18 protein-coding genes are annotated in these 17,010 nt (G+C 66.1%); 8 read left to right on the top strand and 10 right to left on the bottom strand.

Going from position 1 to position 17,010, the window contains the following annotated elements; translation table 11 throughout:
• Position 1 precedes the first annotated feature (1 nt).
• Genes M5C98_RS06195 through M5C98_RS06185 form a run of 3 tightly spaced genes read left to right on the top strand, consistent with a single transcriptional unit; the run spans position 2 to position 2,970 of the window.
• The gene (locus M5C98_RS06195; protein ID WP_272551633.1) at positions 2-511 is read left to right on the top strand and encodes a type IV pilin protein; all 510 of its coding nucleotides are present in this window, start codon (positions 2-4) and stop codon (positions 509-511) included.
• Positions 508-1,086, top strand: coding sequence for a GspH/FimT family pseudopilin (locus M5C98_RS06190; RefSeq protein WP_272551632.1), 579 nt, complete (start codon positions 508-510; stop codon positions 1,084-1,086). Before M5C98_RS06195 ends, M5C98_RS06190 begins: the two co-directional genes overlap by 4 nt.
• Before the next feature lie 51 nt (positions 1,087-1,137).
• Positions 1,138-2,970 (top strand): phospholipase D family protein, encoded by a 1,833-nt coding sequence (locus tag M5C98_RS06185; protein ID WP_442867240.1) that lies wholly within the window; start codon positions 1,138-1,140, stop codon positions 2,968-2,970.
• Positions 2,971-3,042: 72 nt separating this feature from the next.
• Here M5C98_RS06185 and M5C98_RS06180 read toward each other — a convergent pair whose 3' ends face one another.
• Together M5C98_RS06180 and M5C98_RS06175 are read right to left on the bottom strand one after the other, a co-directional pair.
• Complete coding sequence (locus M5C98_RS06180) at positions 3,043-4,008, bottom strand: tRNA dihydrouridine synthase (protein WP_272551631.1); 966 nt, start codon at positions 4,006-4,008, stop codon at positions 3,043-3,045.
• A gap of 93 nt (positions 4,009-4,101) precedes the next feature.
• Positions 4,102-5,685: a YdgA family protein gene (locus tag M5C98_RS06175; protein WP_272551629.1), complete on the bottom strand. Its 1,584-nt coding sequence runs from the start codon at positions 5,683-5,685 to the stop codon at positions 4,102-4,104.
• A gap of 112 nt (positions 5,686-5,797) precedes the next feature.
• On the opposite strand from M5C98_RS06175, the gene M5C98_RS06170 reads away from it, so the two are divergent.
• Positions 5,798-6,283 carry a hypothetical protein gene (locus M5C98_RS06170; protein WP_272551627.1) on the top strand — a complete coding sequence of 162 codons (486 nt, stop codon included), beginning with the start codon at positions 5,798-5,800 and terminating at the stop codon, positions 6,281-6,283.
• A 32-nt stretch (positions 6,284-6,315) separates the two neighbouring features.
• Here the strand turns inward: M5C98_RS06170 and M5C98_RS06165 are convergent, their stop codons facing one another.
• The 7 genes from M5C98_RS06165 to M5C98_RS06135 all read right to left on the bottom strand — a co-directional run bounded on the left by M5C98_RS06165 (position 6,316) and on the right by M5C98_RS06135 (position 13,773).
• Positions 6,316-7,485 carry a class I SAM-dependent methyltransferase gene (locus tag M5C98_RS06165; protein WP_272551625.1) on the bottom strand — a complete coding sequence of 390 codons (1,170 nt, stop codon included), beginning with the start codon at positions 7,483-7,485 and terminating at the stop codon, positions 6,316-6,318.
• A 35-nt stretch (positions 7,486-7,520) separates the two neighbouring features.
• The gene (locus M5C98_RS06160) at positions 7,521-8,042 is read right to left on the bottom strand and encodes a GNAT family N-acetyltransferase (protein WP_092744242.1); all 522 of its coding nucleotides are present in this window, start codon (positions 8,040-8,042) and stop codon (positions 7,521-7,523) included.
• A 119-nt stretch (positions 8,043-8,161) separates the two neighbouring features.
• Complete coding sequence (locus M5C98_RS06155) at positions 8,162-9,598, bottom strand: coniferyl aldehyde dehydrogenase (protein WP_272551624.1); 1,437 nt, start codon at positions 9,596-9,598, stop codon at positions 8,162-8,164.
• A 218-nt stretch (positions 9,599-9,816) separates the two neighbouring features.
• The gene (locus M5C98_RS06150; protein ID WP_272551623.1) at positions 9,817-10,164 is read right to left on the bottom strand and encodes a hypothetical protein; all 348 of its coding nucleotides are present in this window, start codon (positions 10,162-10,164) and stop codon (positions 9,817-9,819) included.
• Positions 10,165-10,192: 28 nt separating this feature from the next.
• Positions 10,193-12,802, bottom strand: a complete 2,610-nt coding sequence (clpB, locus tag M5C98_RS06145; RefSeq protein ID WP_272551621.1) for an ATP-dependent chaperone ClpB — start codon at positions 12,800-12,802, stop codon at positions 10,193-10,195.
• 175 nt (positions 12,803-12,977) lie between these two features.
• Positions 12,978-13,499: a molybdopterin synthase catalytic subunit MoaE gene (moaE, locus tag M5C98_RS06140; RefSeq protein WP_272551620.1), complete on the bottom strand. Its 522-nt coding sequence runs from the start codon at positions 13,497-13,499 to the stop codon at positions 12,978-12,980.
• A 34-nt stretch (positions 13,500-13,533) separates the two neighbouring features.
• Positions 13,534-13,773, bottom strand: coding sequence for a hypothetical protein (locus tag M5C98_RS06135; protein ID WP_272551619.1), 240 nt, complete (start codon positions 13,771-13,773; stop codon positions 13,534-13,536).
• A gap of 178 nt (positions 13,774-13,951) precedes the next feature.
• Here M5C98_RS06135 and M5C98_RS06130 point away from each other — a divergent pair, with 178 nt between their 5' ends.
• From M5C98_RS06130 to M5C98_RS06115, 4 genes are all read left to right on the top strand, one after another.
• Entirely contained in the window at positions 13,952-14,206 is a 255-nt protein-coding gene (locus M5C98_RS06130) for a hypothetical protein (RefSeq protein WP_272551618.1), read from the top strand.
• A 12-nt stretch (positions 14,207-14,218) separates the two neighbouring features.
• On the top strand, positions 14,219-14,545 hold the full coding sequence (locus tag M5C98_RS06125; RefSeq protein WP_272551617.1) for a hypothetical protein: 327 nt from the start codon (positions 14,219-14,221) through the stop codon (positions 14,543-14,545).
• Positions 14,546-14,710: 165 nt separating this feature from the next.
• Positions 14,711-15,235: a hypothetical protein gene (locus M5C98_RS06120; protein WP_272551616.1), complete on the top strand. Its 525-nt coding sequence runs from the start codon at positions 14,711-14,713 to the stop codon at positions 15,233-15,235.
• A gap of 301 nt (positions 15,236-15,536) precedes the next feature.
• Positions 15,537-16,502, top strand: a complete 966-nt coding sequence (locus M5C98_RS06115) for a dihydrodipicolinate synthase family protein (protein WP_442867239.1) — start codon at positions 15,537-15,539, stop codon at positions 16,500-16,502.
• A gap of 39 nt (positions 16,503-16,541) precedes the next feature.
• Here the strand turns inward: M5C98_RS06115 and M5C98_RS06110 are convergent, their stop codons facing one another.
• Positions 16,542-16,994 (bottom strand): nuclear transport factor 2 family protein, encoded by a 453-nt coding sequence (locus M5C98_RS06110; protein ID WP_272551614.1) that lies wholly within the window; start codon positions 16,992-16,994, stop codon positions 16,542-16,544.
• Positions 16,995-17,010: the final 16 nt, after the last annotated feature.

Below are 17,010 nucleotides of genomic sequence, written 5' to 3'. Positions count from 1 at the left end.
CATGAAAGCTCAAGCAAACCGGGGTTTCACTCTGATAGAACTCATGATTGTGGTGGCGGTGATAGGCATTCTGGCAGCAGTTGCTTATCCTGCTTACAACGACTCCATCCTGAAAGGGCGCCGAGCGCAGGGGCGAGCTGCCTTGGCAGAGCTTCTGCAGCAACAGGAGCGATACATGACCCAAAATAATTGCTATTTGGCATTCAGCAATAGTGGCGGCACCGCCACTGCCCTCGCACCCTCGCCATCCACAGCGTGCGGGGGGGTCACGGCTTCAACAGTTCCCTTTAAGACATTTTCTGGCGACGGAGGTTTGCCTGCTGCGGCTTATCTGCTGTCAGCCAGTACATGCCCTGCAACTGGCAGTGGGACCTTGCCCATTTCACAATGCGTCAGGGTGATCGCAACTCCAGTGAAATCAGATCCAGTCGTCGGCAATTTGGAGTTGATGAGCAATGGCATGAAGAAATGCAGTGGCAATACAAGCAATCCTAGGCTGTGCTGGCCATGAGTAAAAAATCAAAGCCACAGTTTGGCTTTACGCTGATTGAACTGGTGATAACGCTGGCCATCGCTGCGATATTGCTTTTGGTGGCTGTACCAGGCTTCCAGTCCTTTCAACGTAATTCCCAACTATCTTCGCTGGCCAATTCTTTGCTGGTAGCCATAAATACCGCAAAGGCAGAGGCCATGAAGCAAAATGCCAGTGCATATGTCATTCCTGCCAGCGGTGCCGATTGGGGAAGTGGATGGATCGTATTCGTTGACAAAGATCGCAACCAGAGCTATAGCGAAAGCGGGGATGTGACTGTGATAAAGCAAGAAGCCCCGGCAAGCTACTTCACCATCTCGGGAAACGGCACTTCCAGCGGCGCCGACCCTTATTTGACGTTTGATAGTTCTGGATTTTCTAGAAAAAAAGATGGGAGTTCCTCAGAAAATCTCACTCTCTCCATCAAAAGAAATGACGTATCCGCCGCCACACAAAATGAAGAGATGCGAAGAATCATTATTTCGAAGACAGGGAGAGCACGATCTTGCAAGCCATCCACTGACTCAAACTGTACGGCCACCGCTTCAAATTAAATAATCGTCCGATCAGCTCACCAATCCGTCCCATACAAAATATTTTTACGAGTGAGACATTCCAGTTTATATAGTCACCGCGGTATTTCAGCGCTCCTCGCCTTGCTCTTCATTTCAGGTTGTGCCGGGTTGCCTGAGAGAGTTGAACGCCCTGTCTCACAAGCGGAGTCACCTTCAGGCAATGCGGTTTTGTACAAGGTCGTGGACGCTCACCGCCGTGCTGCCCAAGCACGCCACGACTCCGGCTTCCTCCTCCTGAGCGGCCCGCAAGAGGCCTATGGCAGCCGCCTCGCCCTGGTAGAAAACGCTCAGAAAACACTGGACCTGCAGTACTACGCCATCCACGCCGATGCCAGCAGCGAGCGGCTACTGCGTGGCATTGCGGCGGCAGCGCGACGGGGGGTGCGCGTCCGGATTCTTCTGGACGACTTTCACAGCACGGGGCGCAACGCGTTGGTGATGGGGATGGCGTTCCTGCCCAATGTGGAGATGCGCATGTTCAACCCGGTCGCGGGGCCGCGCGGCTCGATGCTGGGGCGCTTGTGGGGCTCAGTGGCCGACTTTTCCAGGGTACAGCAGCGCATGCACAACAAACTGTTCATCGCGGACAACGTGATGGGCGTGACGGGCGGGCGCAATTTGGGTGATGCCTATTTCGGCAATGCCGAATCGGGCAATTTCGTGGATCTGGATGTGCTGGCCGTCGGCCCCATCGTGCAGGATCTGTCCCGCAGCTTCGACAGCTATTGGAACAACCAGCGCGCGTACCCCGTGCAGTCGCTCATCACCCAATCGGAGTTGGCACGGTTGCGCGAGCAGACGGCCAAAACGGCAGTTTCAGCGCAGCCTCACCAGGGTGATGGCGACAACGACAACAACGACAACAATGCATCGCAACCCGGGGCGCGCGCCGGAGCCTCCGAGCGGCGCGATGGTCCCAAGCCTCCGGACGGCGAGCCCCGGCCTTCTCGCGATGGGCCCACGCAGGCACAGCGTGACCGTGTCTGGAACGAGCAGCCCATGGACCTGCGCGCGGCCGCGTTCGTCTGGGCGCCGGCGGTCATGCTGGCGGACAAGCCGGCAAAGATTCTGGCCGAAGGAGAGGCGAACCTTCCCGTGGCCGAAACGAAACCAGGGTCGGCCGTCGAAGTGAGCAAGCCCGGACTGCAGTCCGAAGGCAGGGCACCCTCCTCCGCCACCCCACGCACGCAGGCACTGCAGGCCTCTGCAGAACACGCAGCGCAAGGGGAGACGGTGGTGGACGGCCTGCTCCAATTGCTGGCCCAGGCGCGGCAGGACCTGCTCATCATTTCGCCCTACTTCGTGCCTGGCGAAGACATGAAGAAGGCGTTTGCCGATGCGGTGGCGCGGGGTGTCCGCGTGCGTGTGCTGACCAATTCGCTGGCTTCCAACGATGCCCCGGTTGCCCACGTGGGCTACGCCCGGCACCGCGATGAACTGCTGGCCATGGGCGTGCAGTTGTATGAACTGCGCAGCGAGCAGGCCGGCCTCAAATCGACTTTCGGCTCATCCGGCGCAACCGCCACGGGCGAGTCCCGGTCCATGCTGCACTCCAAGGTGCTGGTGCTCGACGGCCGGCTGCTGGTGGTGGGATCGATGAATCTCGACTTGCGCTCGCAACTGCAGAACACCGAGATCGCCCTGCTGATCCAGAGCCGGGCCCTTTCCCGCATGGCGTCGGAACAGATCGAAACAGCGATGCGCGAAGGCGCCTGGCGCCTGGAAAAGACCGACCAGGGACTGGTCTGGCACGCCCCTCAAGGCAGCGGCTTGAAGGACGCCACCACGGACCCCGATACCGGCCTGGGATTGCGTCTGCTGCTCAAGCTGCTGGGACCACTCGCACCGGATCACCTTCTGTAGCGCGTCATTGGGATCGGTTTTCAAGCCGAGGCATCAAGGTGCCGCCGGCGGTGCTGTGGGGTGACTTTGGCATCAGGCTGGACCAGCCCGTTGCTGGCGTTGCAGCCATTCCGTGATTTCCCGTAGATCCGTCATGGTGCGCACCTGTTGGTAGGCGGCTTCGCCTTCCGGAAACCTCCGGCGCAGAAGGTTGAGCCATTGCTTGAGCCGCCCCGCGCGCTGGCGTGGCTCCAGGTCTTCGCAGACCAGGCGCCAGAAGTCGGCCAGGTGCGGCTGCAACGCCGACCATGGCAATGCAGTTGCCTCGGTATCTCCAGCGTCCGCGGAACGGATGGCAAGGGCCAAGCCGGGATCGGCCACCATGCCCCGCCCCAGCATCAACGCGCTGCATCCCGAAACCTCGCGGCAGCGCTGCGCGTCGGCCACGCTCCAGATCTCGCCATTGGCCACGACCGGAATGGTGACGGCATCACGCACGGCAGGGATTTGCTCCCAATAGGCCGGAGGACGGTAGCCGTCGGCCTTGGTCCGCGCGTGCACCACCAGTTCGCATGCGCCGCCGGCCTGCATGGCCTGGGCGCATTCGCGGGCCAGGGATGCGTCGTGGTATCCCAACCGCATCTTGGCGGACACCGGCAGGTGGGGCGGCACGGCACGGCGCACGGCCTCCACCACCGCCGCGATGCGTTCGGGCTCTTTCAGCAACGCTGCCCCGCCCCCGTGGCGGTTGACCACATTGGCTGGGCACCCGAAGTTCAGGTCGATGCCTTCGGGCCCCAATGCAGCCAGGCGCGCCGCATTCTCGGCCATGCTGACCGGGTCGGACCCCAGCAACTGCGCCCGCACCGGCACACCCGCCAGCGTCTTGCCGCCATGGCGCAGCTCCGGGATATAGCGCAGAAAAACCTTATCGGGCAGCAGCGTGCCGGTGATGCGGATGAACTCCGACACGCAGCGGTCCACGCCCCCCACGCGGGTGAGAACGTCGCGCAGCACGAAGTCCAGTAGCCCTTCCATGGGCGCGAGCAGCAAGGTCATGACAGTGTGAACATTCTGCGGGCGACTGGCAAAGCGGTGGGCCGAACAAGCCAGCACACCCCGCCGCGCAGGAGGCCTTGGCCGAGCGCTATTTTAGAAAGTGCCCTTGGGCAGGTCGATGGCCTTGCCGTTGAGCTTGACCTGGCCGGCTTCCATCTTCACCACGCTGGTGAGGCTGTCGCCCTCCTGCCGCAAAAACCCGGCCGCCTGGGCCATGCCGATCATGGCGTCCATGTCTTCGCTCTTCATGTCTTTCTTGCCGACGGCTTCGGCGATGGGAGGAAGCCACGCCTTGGGCACACGGACACTGGCATTCAGCATCGAGCCTTTGATCAACGAAGCCTTCCAGCCCGTCTGCGCCACTTCTTCGGTCGTGGGCGCACGCTGCACTTCGCCACCGTATTCGAGTTGGCCCTGCTGGCCCTGATAGGTGGCCAACAGCTTCATCGAATAGGCAGGAAGGGCCGCGACCAGGCGCGGCGCGTTCTCTTCGAACAAAGCCAGCAAACGTTCCTCCGTTTTGGACGAAGCATCTGCCAAGCCATTCGTGCGATAGGTTTCGATCAGCGCTTGCTGAAAGCGCTTGATCGTCTCCAGGTCGATGCGCTGGAACTTTTCCTCGAAACCCACCGATTCGAAATTCAGAGGGCCCATGCTGCCCTTGCCATTGAGCGAGGTGGCAATGCTGATCGTGGTGCCGGTGCTCTCGATCGTGGACGATCCAGTCACTTCTTTGAGAGCGACGAGAGAAGTCGCCGCACCACCGGCTGCCGGTGTGCTGCTGGCATCCATCTGCGCGAGCCGCACCGTGCCGGTGCCGGGCCCGAAGAGCCACATGCCGTCGATGACCTCGTTCTCGAACTGGCCATCCATGCCCTTCAGGGCCATGGTGATGCGAGTAGCGGGTTTGACTTCTTCGCCCTCGTCTTCATCACCGGCTGTACCGCCTGGCAATCCGACCATCGCGAATTCAGGCCATTGGAAGCTGCCCTTGACCCGCTTGCGATCCCCGCTCAGGGTCATCTCGGTAGCCATCTCCTGCCAACGCAAAGTCATTTCTTCGTTGCCGACTTCACCCGCAGGCAGCACGAAATGCAGGTCGTGGCGACCCGTCAGGTGGTGCACGGTGGTCAGCGTGGGTGCGGTCACCTTGGCCAGATCCTTGGTGGCCTGGGCATCCAGACCTTCCAGGGCAAAGCGGGAGTCCACCACGGCCGCAGCCAGGCGGCGACCGGCCCACGGGCCGTGGTGAACGGTGCTGTTCACGGCCAGACGCAACGGAGGCGATGGCGGCAAGTTGGCTTCGGCCTGCGCGGCCGTTCGGGGCGGGGTCCACTGCAGCACCAGCTTGGCCTGCGACGAGAAGAATCCCTTGTGGTATTCCTCGGAAACGACCGCATCCGGTCCTACGGCTTTGCGCAGATCGACCAGCGCTTCCTCATAGCTCGACTGAGCCCGTTGGCCCAGATACCAGGTAGCACCACCATAAGCCACGACAGCGATCGCCACGGCGACGCCCACCAGTGTTTTCTTGTTCATTGAGTTTCCGTAAACATGCTTCTCCCCCCTGGGCGAAGGCCGCGAGAATACCACCGGCCTCTGCTGGCAACGCCGCACCCGCTGCAAGATCCGTGGACTACCGCCAGCCCCCGGGCGGCTTGGCAATACGCCTTTCATGAGGGGGACTCGGCGTTTGGGGCACGACCGCCAGCGGCAGGCCGCCCTTCCGTCATCGCCACGTCACGGGAGTGCGCTGCAATCAGGCTCCCGCCTGATCTTTGCCCTTTCCATGCTGCTCCTGAGAACCGACAAGGCCCGCCTGGAACTGTCTCCCGGCGTGCGCACACTGAGCCTGCGAGAACGCTCGCTGCTGCTGCTGGCCGATGGCCGGCCGATGAAGGACCTGCAGGCCATGTACAACGGCATCGGCGCCCAGATCGTCGAGCAGTTGATGCGCCAGGGCTACCTGGCCAGCCCTGCCGCGGCAACCGTGCCGCCCGCTGCACCGACGGCCACGAACGACGCCCCCGCACCGTCGAATGCCCTGCGTTCACTGGCAGGCACCCGCATGTACCTGTTCGACATTTGCGAGCGCATGTTCGCGCGTCGCAATGCGGATCTGGCGCGCAATTTCCATGAAGCGCTGCGCGGTGCGCGCGACCGCGACAGCATGCTGGACGTGAGCGAGGCGCTGCTGGATGAGATCACGCTGCTGGCCGGCCCCGAACGCGCCGCTGCGGTGCGCGAGCGCATGGAGCAACTGCTGCCCGCGTGATAAGAAAGAAAGAAGAAAACCAGTGCGGCGGCCTACAGCGCAGCCAGCCGCCAAAGCGAGGTGCGCTCGGCCGAGCGCGCCGCATGCAGCGGGTCGGAGGCGTCCGCGGCCTTGGCGTGGCGGGGCTGCACTTCGTGCCGGTCCACCACCCGCAGACCTGCGCCGGCCACCCATTCGAGCAGTTGTTCGCGCGACCGCAGGCCCAGGTGTTCCGCCAGATCGGACAGGATGAGCCAGCCTTCGCCACCCGGCGACAGATGCGCCGCGAGGCCCGACAGAAAGCCGCGCAGCATGCGGCTGTCTTCGTCGTACACCGCATGCTCGATGGACGAGCTGGCACGCCCTGGCAACCACGGCGGATTGCACACCACGAGCGGCGCCTGGCCTGCGGGAAAAAGATCGGCCTGCACCACTTCGACCTTGGCCGACAGGCCCAGCCGCTGCACGTTGTCGCGTGCGCAGGCCAAGGCCCGTGGGTCCTGGTCAGTGGCGACGACGCGCTGTACGCCTCGCCGGGCAAGTACCGCCGCCAGCACGCCGGTTCCGGTGCCGATGTCGAAGGCCAGCCCGTTGGCAGGCAACGGCGCCTGGGCCACCAGGTCCACGTATTCCCCGCGCACGGGCGAGAACACGCCGTAATGCGGATGGATGCGGCGCGGGGCCTGTTCAGTGCCCAGGGCGGGAATCTCCACGCCCTTCTTGCGCCATTCGTGTGCGCCGACCAAGCCCAGCACTTCGCGCAGCGACACCACGCAGGCGGTGCCGTCGGCCGGCCCCCAGGCCTCGGCAAACGCCTCGCGCAAATCGGGCGCGCGGCGCAGCGCGATGGTGTGGTCGCCCTGCACCGGCACGAGCAGCATGCCCAGCGTGCGTGCACGCTGCGCCTGGGCCTGCCGGTGCAGATGGAATGCCTGCGCAGGGATCGCGCTCCCAGCGGTTGCCGTGGCCTGGGCCTTGCGGCCTGCCTTGGCGCCCTTGGCTTTGGGGGGTTTGTCCGCGCGGCGCATGAGCGCCTGCAGCAAGTGCCGAGCGTTCTGGAAGTCGCCGCGCCACAGCAGACCGGTGCCGGCACACGCCAGGCGGTACGCGGTGTCGGCCGCGAGCGTGTCGTCGGCCAGCACCACGCGCCGGGGGGCGGCGGTGCCGCTTTCGCTGCGCCAGGGCGCAGAGCGCTCCTCGCCGTGCTCGGTCCAATGGATCATGAAGTGTGTGTGCGGGGGTTCAGAGGTGACAGGGATCAGTTCAAGGGGCGCTTGAGGCGCACTTCCTCGATCTTCACACCACCGACAACGGCGGTCTTGGCGGTGGACATTTCTCGCTTGAAGCCGGCCAGCTCATGAAAGCGCAGCGCGCGTTCGTTGCGCAGCGGCACCCAGGCGGTGACATTGGTGCAGCCCTCTTCCTGCAGGCCGTCGCGTGCGGCGTCCCAGAGGGCCACGCCAACGCCCTGGCTCCAATGCGTAGGGGCGGCGTAGATGGCCCAGATTTCGCCGGTGGTGGGGCGGGATTTCTCATCGCGTGAACGGTCGAAGCCGACGAAGCCGACGATCTTGTCGCCGTCCACGGCCACCTGGACCTGGGGCTCGCAATACTCGATGGCCTCGCGCCAATAGGCTTGGCGCTTCTCGACCGAGGACAGGGATTTCAATTGATCGTCAGGCAACAAGCCACGGTATACCTCGGCTGCGGAGACGGTATGGATCTGTGCAATGGCTTTGGCATCGCGAAGCGTGGCGGGACGGACCTGGATACTGGACATTGGAAAAACGGGGCGAAAACAGGGGATGAAAAAACGAAAGGAGCGGCATTGTCGCCGCAAATGGTTTTTCCACTCCAGCCCTCGGGTGTCCATGGCCCTGTGCCAAGGCCTCCTGGCGGCTAAAGCCAGCGGCGCAGCAGCCCCATGACACGGTCGAAACGCGCTCCGTAAGGCGGGTAGAGCGCAGAGCCCAGCGACCAGCGCGATTGCACCAGCACCGACTTCTGGTGGCAAAAGCGCAGAAAGCCCGCCTCGCCGTGGTAGGCGCCCCAGCCGCTGTCACCCACGCCGCCGAACGGCAGGTTGTCGTGCGTGATGTGCATGAGCGTGTCGTTCACCGTGACGCCGCCGCTGACCGTGCGGCGCAGCACGTCGTCGCGCACCGATTCGTTGCGGCCGAACCAGTACAACGCCAGCGGCCGCGGCCCGGCGTTGATGTGCGCGATGGCATCGTCCAGCCGCTCGTAGCCCAGCACGGGCAGCACGGGACCGAAGATCTCTTCCTGCATCACCTGCATGTTCAGGCTGGCGTTGAAGACCAGCACCGGCGGCATCTGCCGGCCCACCCCATCGCCGATACCTTGCGCGGGCGGCGGCGGCGAGCCGGGCACGGGCTCCAGCACCTGCACGTCGGCGCCTTGCGTCTGCGCCTGCTGCAGCATGGTGCGCAGGCGCGCCAGCTGCCGGGGGTTGATGACGGAGGCGTAGTCCGGGTTGCCCTCGAAATACGGAAAGAGCCGTGCCACGGCCGCGCGATAGGCCTCGCCGAACGCGGCTTCGCGCCCGCGCGGCAGCAGCACGTAGTCGGGCGCGATACAGGTCTGCCCGGCGTTGAGCAGCTTGCCGTGCGCGATCTTGAGCGCGGCATCCTGCAGGTCGCAGTCGGCATCGAGGATGCAAGGCGACTTGCCGCCCAGTTCCAGCGTGGTGGGCGTGAGGTGCACCGCGGCGGCCTGGGCCACCTTGCGCCCCACCGCCGTGGAGCCCGTGAAGACGAGGTGGTCGAACGGCAACGAAGCGACGAGCGCCGCCACGGCCGCATCGCCCTGCACCACGCAGAACTCGTCGGGCGAAAAGAATTGCGAGACCAACAACGCCAGTTGTGCAGACGTGTGCGGCGTGAGTTCGCTGGGCTTGAGCATCACGCGGTTGCCTGCCGCGAGGGCGCCGATGGCCGGTGCCAGCGCCAACTGCACGGGATAGTTCCATGGCGCGATCACGCCCACCACGCCGAGCGGCTGCCGCTGCACCCAGGCATGCGCCGGCTGCAGGAACATCGGGGTGAAGACCTTGCGTGGCTTGGCCCAGCGGGCCAGGTGCCGCAGCGTGTGCGACAGCTGCGCACGCAGCACGAACAGATCGGCCACTTCGGTCAGGCGCGGCGACCGCATGCCGAAATCGGCCTGCACGGCCGCAGCGAGCACCGGACCGTGTTCGTCCAGCATCTTTCGCACGCGCAAAAGGCGCTCGCGGCGCACCAGCAAAGGCACGTCGGCGTGATCCCGGCTGGCACGCCGCTGGGTTTCGAACTGGTGGCGGATATCGGCAGGGGTCATTCCACGCATCATAGGCAGCGCCCTTGCAACGGCCTGTAAACCCAGGTCTCCAAGTGCCTCATTCGCTGAAACAGTCAAGGGAGGCCGGCATGCGGCGGCCCAGGCACGCAGTGCCGCATCGAAGCGAGCAAGGCGCCGCGCGTGACGACCCCGTCGGCGGTCATATCCGAACGATCGGATGCGGACTCTTCTTGCCGGCGCCTGCGCTGGCGCGCCGCTCAGGACACGTCGCGGGCCTGCACGTCGGTCACGTCGCGGGCCCCGGGCAGCTCACGCGAGCGCACCACCGGCTCGGCCGGGCCATCCGCCACCGGGCGGGCTCCGCCCGGCGCGGCCGACCAGCGCGCGGTGCTGCGGTACACCGTGCTCCAGCCAGTGCGCGGGTCCATGCGCATGGCCCAGGGCGTGACCGGACGGCCGGTCAGGCGCGCCCACAGGGCACGGGCGCCCCAGACCACCGCCAGCAGGGCAGCCACGGCCAGCAGGCTCAGGAAAAAGACCACGCCGACCACCACCACGGCCAGGCGCAATATCCACCGGATCACCCCGGCTGCAAAATCGTTCAAACCCAATCCTTTCCTGAGAAGGCCCGGCTCAACCCTGCGTCAGGGCATCGCCGAACCGGAACACGCCCGGATCGAGTACCGGGTCCACATCGACCGGAATCACGCTCTTGGGCGCGAACCGGCCTTCCAGCAGCAGCTTCGACAGCGGATTCTCCAGCCGCTGCTGGATCGCCCGCTTGAGCGGCCGCGCACCGAACACGGGGTCGAAACCGACCTTCGCCAGCTCGGCCAGCGCCGTCTCGGACACCTGCAGGTGCAGGTCCATTTTCGCCAAACGCGCTTCGAGCAACTGCAACTGGATGCGTGCAATCGCTTCGATGTTCTTCGCATCCAGTGCGTGGAACACCACCGTCTCGTCGATGCGGTTCAGGAATTCGGGTCGGAAATGGTTCTTGAGTTCCCCCCACACCGCTTCCTTAATGTCGTCCGAATCCTGCCCCACCATCGCCTGAATGAGGTGCGAGCCGATGTTGCTCGTCATCACGATCACCGTGTTCTTGAAGTCCACGGTGCGGCCCTGGCCATCGGTCAGTCGGCCATCGTCCAGCACCTGCAGCAGCACGTTGAAAACGTCGGGGTGGGCCTTTTCCACCTCGTCGAGCAGCAGCACGCTGTAGGGCTTGCGGCGCACGGCCTCGGTGAGGTAGCCGCCTTCTTCATAGCCCACGTAGCCGGGCGGCGCGCCGATCAGGCGGGCCACCGAGTGCTTTTCCATGAACTCGCTCATGTCGATGCGGATCAGGTGGTCTTCGCTGTCGAACAAAAAGCCCGCCAGCGCCTTGCACAGCTCGGTCTTGCCCACGCCCGTGGGGCCCAGGAACAGGAACGAGCCCGTGGGCCGGTTCGGGTCGGACAGGCCCGAGCGCGAGCGGCGGATGGCGTTGGCCACCGCGGCAATGGCCTCGTCCTGGCCCACCACGCGCTCGTGCAGCTTGTCCTCCATCTGCAGGAGCTTGTCCTTCTCGCCCTGCATCATCTTGGCCACGGGAATGCCCGTGGCGCGGCTCACCACCTCGGCGATCTCCTCGGCGCCCACCTGCGTGCGCAGCAGGCGCGGCGCGCTGCCTGCGCCGTCCTTGCCGGCCTCCTTGGCCTGCGCTTCCTTGAGCTGCTTTTCCAGGTCGGGCAGCTTGCCGTACTGCAGTTCGGCCACCTTGTTGAAGTCGCCCTTGCGGGTGAACTCCTCGATCTGGAACTTGAGCTTGTCGATGGCTTCGCGCACATGCGCGCTGCCCTGCGCCTGGGCCTTTTCGGACTGCCAGATCTCGTCGTAGTCGGCGATTTCCTTTTGCAGCTTGCCGATCTCTTCCTCGATCAGCGCGAAGCGCTTTTGCGAGGATTCGTCCTTCTCGCGGCGCACGGCCTCGCGCTCGATCTGCAGCTGGATCAGCCGCCGGTCGAGCCGGTCCATGACCTCGGGCTTGGAGTCCATCTCGATCTTGATCTTGGATGCGGCCTCGTCGATGAGGTCGATGGCCTTGTCGGGCAGGAAGCGGTCGGTGATGTAGCGGTGCGACAGCTCGGCCGCGGCCACGATGGCCGGGTCGGTGATGTCCACGCCATGGTGCACCTCGTACTTTTCCTGCAGGCCGCGCAGGATGGCGATGGTGGCCTCCACCGTGGGCTCGCCCACCAGGATCTTCTGGAAGCGCCGCTCCAGGGCCGCGTCCTTCTCGATGTACTTGCGGTATTCGTCGAGCGTGGTCGCGCCCACGCAGTGCAGCTCGCCGCGCGCCAGCGCCGGCTTGAGCATGTTGCCCGCATCCATGGCGCCCTCGCCCTTGCCGGCGCCGACCATGGTGTGCAGCTCGTCGATGAAGACGATGGTCTGGCCCTCGTCCTTGGCCAGCTCGTTCAGCACGCTCTTCAGGCGCTCCTCGAACTCGCCGCGGTACTTGGCGCCGGCCAGCAGGGCCGCCATGTCCAGCGACAGCACGCGCTTGCCCTTGAGCGATTCCGGCACCTCGCCGGCCACGATGCGCTGGGCCAGGCCCTCCACGATGGCGGTCTTGCCCACGCCGGGCTCGCCGATCAGCACGGGGTTGTTCTTGGTGCGGCGCTGCAGCACCTGGATGGCGCGGCGTATCTCGTCGTCGCGGCCGATCACGGGGTCGAGCTTGCCGATGCGGGCGCGCTCGGTGAGGTCCATGCAGTATTTGGCGAGGGCGCCGCGCTGGCCCTCGGCCTCGGCGCTGTCCACCTTCTGGCCGCCGCGCACGGCGTCGATGGCGGCCTCCAGGCTCTTGCGGGTCAGGCCGTTGTCCTTGGCGATCTGGGCGGCATCGCCCTTGCTGTCCACCAGCGCGAGCAGGAACAGCTCGCTGGCGATGAACTGGTCGCCGCGCTTGATGGCCTCCTTCTCGGTGGCCTGCAGCACGCGGCCCAGCTCGGGGCCGCCCTGCACCTGGTCCTGCCCGTGCACCTGGGGCAGGCGCTTGACGGCGGCCTCGGCCGCGGACAGCAGCCCCGGCACGTTGGCGCCGGCGCGCTGCAGCAGCGCCCGCGGGCCGTCATCCTGGCGCAGCATGGCGACCAGCATGTGCACGGGTTCGATGTAGGCGTTGTCGTTGCCCAGAGCCAGCGACTGCGCGTCGCTCAGGGCTTCCTGGAACTTGGTGGTGAATTTGTCGAGACGCATGGTTGAAATGTCCTCCGAATTGCAACGCAGTTGGGGGAGGTAGCGGCACATTTCAAGCGCGCGCCCCACGGCAGAGCATGCGCGGGGTCAAATTCAGGCAAGCATTTCAAAGAATGCCGTATGCTCACTTATTAATAGCAATATGCCCTAGTGGAATATGCGGTGAAGGCCTATTTCACCCCAAGCCTTCTGCGGCATTGGGAACGGCGGCAATCCCCCAGCGCGCCAGCGCCGCGTCGTCGCTCACCCGGGCATCGACCCAGCGCGCGCCCTGGGGCGTGGCCTCCTTCTTCCAGAACGGCGCCTGGGTCTTGAGGTAGTCCATGAGGAACTCGCAAGCCTGAAAGCCCTGCCCCCGGTGGGCCGAGGTCACCGCCACCAGCACGATCTGGTCCTGCGGCTGCAGCAGCCCCACGCGGTGCACCACCCGGACGCCGAACAGCTCGAAGCGGCGCAGCGCCTCGTCCACCATGGCCTCGATGGATTTCTCGGTCATGCCGGGGTAATGCTCCAGCTCCATCGATGCGACGGCATCGCCGGCGTTGTGGTCTCGCACGGTGCCCACGAAGCAGCACACCGCGCCCACCCGCGGGTCGCCCGCGCGCAGGGCCGCCAGCTCCGCGGACACGTCGAAGTCGCCCGCCTGGACGGCCACCCGGGGCGGGGCGATCGGGCGTGGAGCGGGAACGGGGTTCATGGGCGCAGCGAACAGGGCTTGGCGACGGTGCGGCTCATGGCGAGCGGTGCAGGCGCGGGGCGGAGAGCAGCCCGCGCTCTTCCTCGATCACCTGGTCGAGCTGGCGCCGCGCGGGGGACGCCGGCACGCGCGCCAGCATGGCCTGCAGCCGCACCACGTCGTTCACCGACGGCGCGACCTTCACCTGCGCGATGGCCGCCTGGGTGTTGCCGCCCTGGATGAGGGCGAAGACCTTGCCGGCCCACTCGTCTTTGTCTCTCGAATTGCGTGCCATGCGGCGTTGTCCTTGTGCGTGCGTTCACAAACCGCGATTGTCACGGAAACCGCCCCGCCGCCGGCGCCGGCCGAAAAAAGAGCGCCTTTGCTAAAGTGGCCGGCTTGGCCCAGCGTGCCGCCGCGCCCTCCCCTCGCGCCTCGCACCGCGCCGCCGTCCCTTTCGCTTTCATTTCCGCATGGCCACCCTGACTGTCACCACCGACCGCTACAAGCTCTTTCCGTCACCGCGCAACCAGCACCGCGTGGTGTTCGAACACGAGGTCTTCCAGCCCCACCCCTACGCGCTGATCGACCTGCCGAGCTATGACCTGCGGGGCCGCTACAGCCTGTTCGCGGCCCACCGCCTGGCGGACGGCAAGATGGGCCAGCTCGCCACGTTCGAGCTGGCCGAGGACGCCGAGCGGTTCGTGCGCCTGTTCACGCCCGACTGAGCCCGCTCCGCCATGCACGACGAGAACCAGATCCACGTCCCGCCCTCGTTCATGGCGGTGTACAGCGACGCCCGCCAGCGCCTGTCCGAGCCGGCCGCCGTGGTGCGCGAGCGCTATGAGCTATGCGAAGACCTGGCCTGCCATCTGGTGGAGCAGGCGCAGACGCTCTACCACGTGCAGGCCCCGTCGGAGGCCGAGATCCTGCTGCGCATCCATGCCGGGCTGGCCACGCCCGATTCCGGCGTGGCGCACCCCGAGGCGCGCTGGATCACGCTGCGCCTGGCGGAACTGCTGAACTGGCGCTGCCCGGAACTGCCGTCCGCCCCGCCTCCGCCGTGACGCCTTCCGGCGGACTCTTTCGCTGGATGGCCACTGCGATCCCCCGTGATCCACGGGCCGATCGCCACACCGCACTGCATTCGCATGACACGGCATTGCTTCGCCTTTTCACCTCTCTTTTCACGGACCAGAACGCACCATCCGCTCCTTTTCAGGAGTTTGACCGTGGGAAACGCATGCATTCGTGGAGGCGCCACCTCCAGCCCGCCTCGCCGGGCACCATCCTCTGACCTCCAGCCACCGGCACCAGGCCAGCGCCGCGCTTCGTCGACGGCATCGTCGGGCGGCATCCTCTCGGGACTGACACGCCGTGGTGGTGCGACCCCTGCGCCGCAGACCCGGGCACAACGCCTGGACAGCGCCTTCGCCGAGGTCAACAACATGCTCAACAACGTGCAGGCGCAGCGCACCGCCCGTTCGAGTGCGGCGCTGGGAGTTTGCGAAAACGATCTGCATCGGCTGCAGGGCGAGATTTCGGCAGCGGTCTATGGCGCTGACATGCCGTCCAATCTCAGCCAGCGCATGACGGGCCTTCGCGAGCAATTGAGCGGGCTGCAGGAAATGACCTTGGACAGCGAGGTCGTGCACCACTCGGGCGAACTGGACACCACCGAATACCTGCAAGACCGGACCATGACGAACTCGGGCGAACTGGACCCGTCCGTCTACAGCCAATTCGAGGGGCGATGAGGGGAGCGACGGCCGGTGCGCCCGATGATGGCAGCCGGCACCGCGCCGCCCTGGCTATACTGCCCGCCATGCCTTCGCACGCCCCTTCGCCTTCGCGGACCCTCCGGTCCGTGGCGGCGTGCGCAGGCCAAGCCAAAAAACCCCAGCTCATCTGACCGGAGCTGCGGTTCCGTCCGGATGAGCGACGGAACCGCGCGGCAGGCCCCTCTCCCCTTTTTCTCTTTTTGAACGCCTGCCGCCATCACGGTCGGCGCACGCATCCCGGACGGCTCCCTCGGTCGTTGCCTGAAAGGATGTTCCCGTGCGTTCACGTTCCACCCATTCCCATTCCCATTCCCATGCAGCCGCCCGCCCACCCGCCCCGCGGGCCCGCGGCGATTTCTCCGGCCTCTGGATTCCCCTCGTCACCCCGTTCCGCCACGGCGCCGTGGACCATGCCGCCCTGAAGGCCCTCGTGCAGCGGCTGCGCGGCACGGGCATCGCGGGTTTCGTGGCCTGCGGCTCCACCGCAGAGGCCGGGGCGCTGGACGCGCTCGAGCAGGACGCCGTGCTGGCCACGGTGATCGAGCATGCAGCCGGCCTGCCGGTGGTGATGGGCCTGTCGGGCTGCCACATGGGCCAGGTGCTGGCGCGGGTGCGCAGCCTGGCCCCGCAGCCGCTCGCCGGGCTGCTGGTGCCGGCGCCGCATTCCATCCGGCCGTCGCAGGCGGGGCTCCAGCAGTGGTTCCGGGCGATCGCCGATGCCAGCGCGGTCCCGCTCATCGTCTACGACATTCCCTACCGCACCGGCGCTACGCTCGACCTGGCCACCTTGCGCAGCCTGGCGGCGCACCCGAACCTCCGCGCCGTGAAGGACTGCGGCGGTAGCGCGGCGAAGACGCAGGCACTGATCGCAGACGGTGCGCTGCAGGTGCTGGCGGGCGAGGACGCCCAGGCGTTCACCACCGTCGCGCTCGGGGGCGCCGGGGCCATCGCCGCGAGCGCGCACTGGCAGACGGCCGAATGGGTGGACTGCCTGGACGCCGTCGCGGCCGGGGACCTGGAGCGGGCCCGCAGGCTCTGGCAGGCGATCGTTCCGTGGGTGGAAATGTGCTTCGCCGAGCCCAACCCCGCGCCCATCAAGGCCCTGCTGGCCGCGCAGGGCGAGATGGCGGACGAACTGCGCGCCCCGATGGCGTCGGCCTCCCCGGCCCTGGTGCAGCGGCTGCAGCAGGCGCTGGCGGCCCTGCCGCGCGGCGAGCCGTCCGCCGCACCGATGGGAGATTGAGACGAAGCGGGCGAAGGGCCTCAGCGCCTGTAGGCGATCTCAGGCACTGGCGGCACCGATCGATGGAGCGCCGTCAGCCGGTGCCGTCGGTGTTTCGAGGCCGGGCGACCCGCCGGGCGCAGCAGGTGTTCCCTGGTGAAAGCGCATCTGCCACCCGTGCGCAGACCGCTCCCACACCGAGGTGCGCAGCGTCCACCGCTCCAGGGTTCCGTCGGCCAACCGCCGCGCCGAGCGGTACGTGAGCAGCGCGGCGAATTCACCGAGACGCCGGACCTCGAAGCGGTCCGGGACCACCACGGCATGTTGCGCCTGGGCCGGCAGTTGCGACAGGAGGTCGGCCTTGGTGTAGACCGCGCCGGAGCGGCCGAACTCGCGGAAGTCGTCGTGCAGCAATGCGTCCAACCGGGCGGCGTCCCCGCGCGCGGCCGGCCGGTGCAGCTCGACCTCCAGGGCCTGCAGCAACGGCAGAAGCGGCGTGTCGGAAGCAGGCATCGAAAAAGGGCGCGTC

It is taken from the genome of Acidovorax sp. NCPPB 3576, assembly GCF_028473605.1.
GTDB lineage: Bacteria > Pseudomonadota > Gammaproteobacteria > Burkholderiales > Burkholderiaceae_C > Paracidovorax.
Note: the sequence above shows the minus strand (reverse complement) of the source record. Positions and strands in the feature narration are given on the sequence as shown.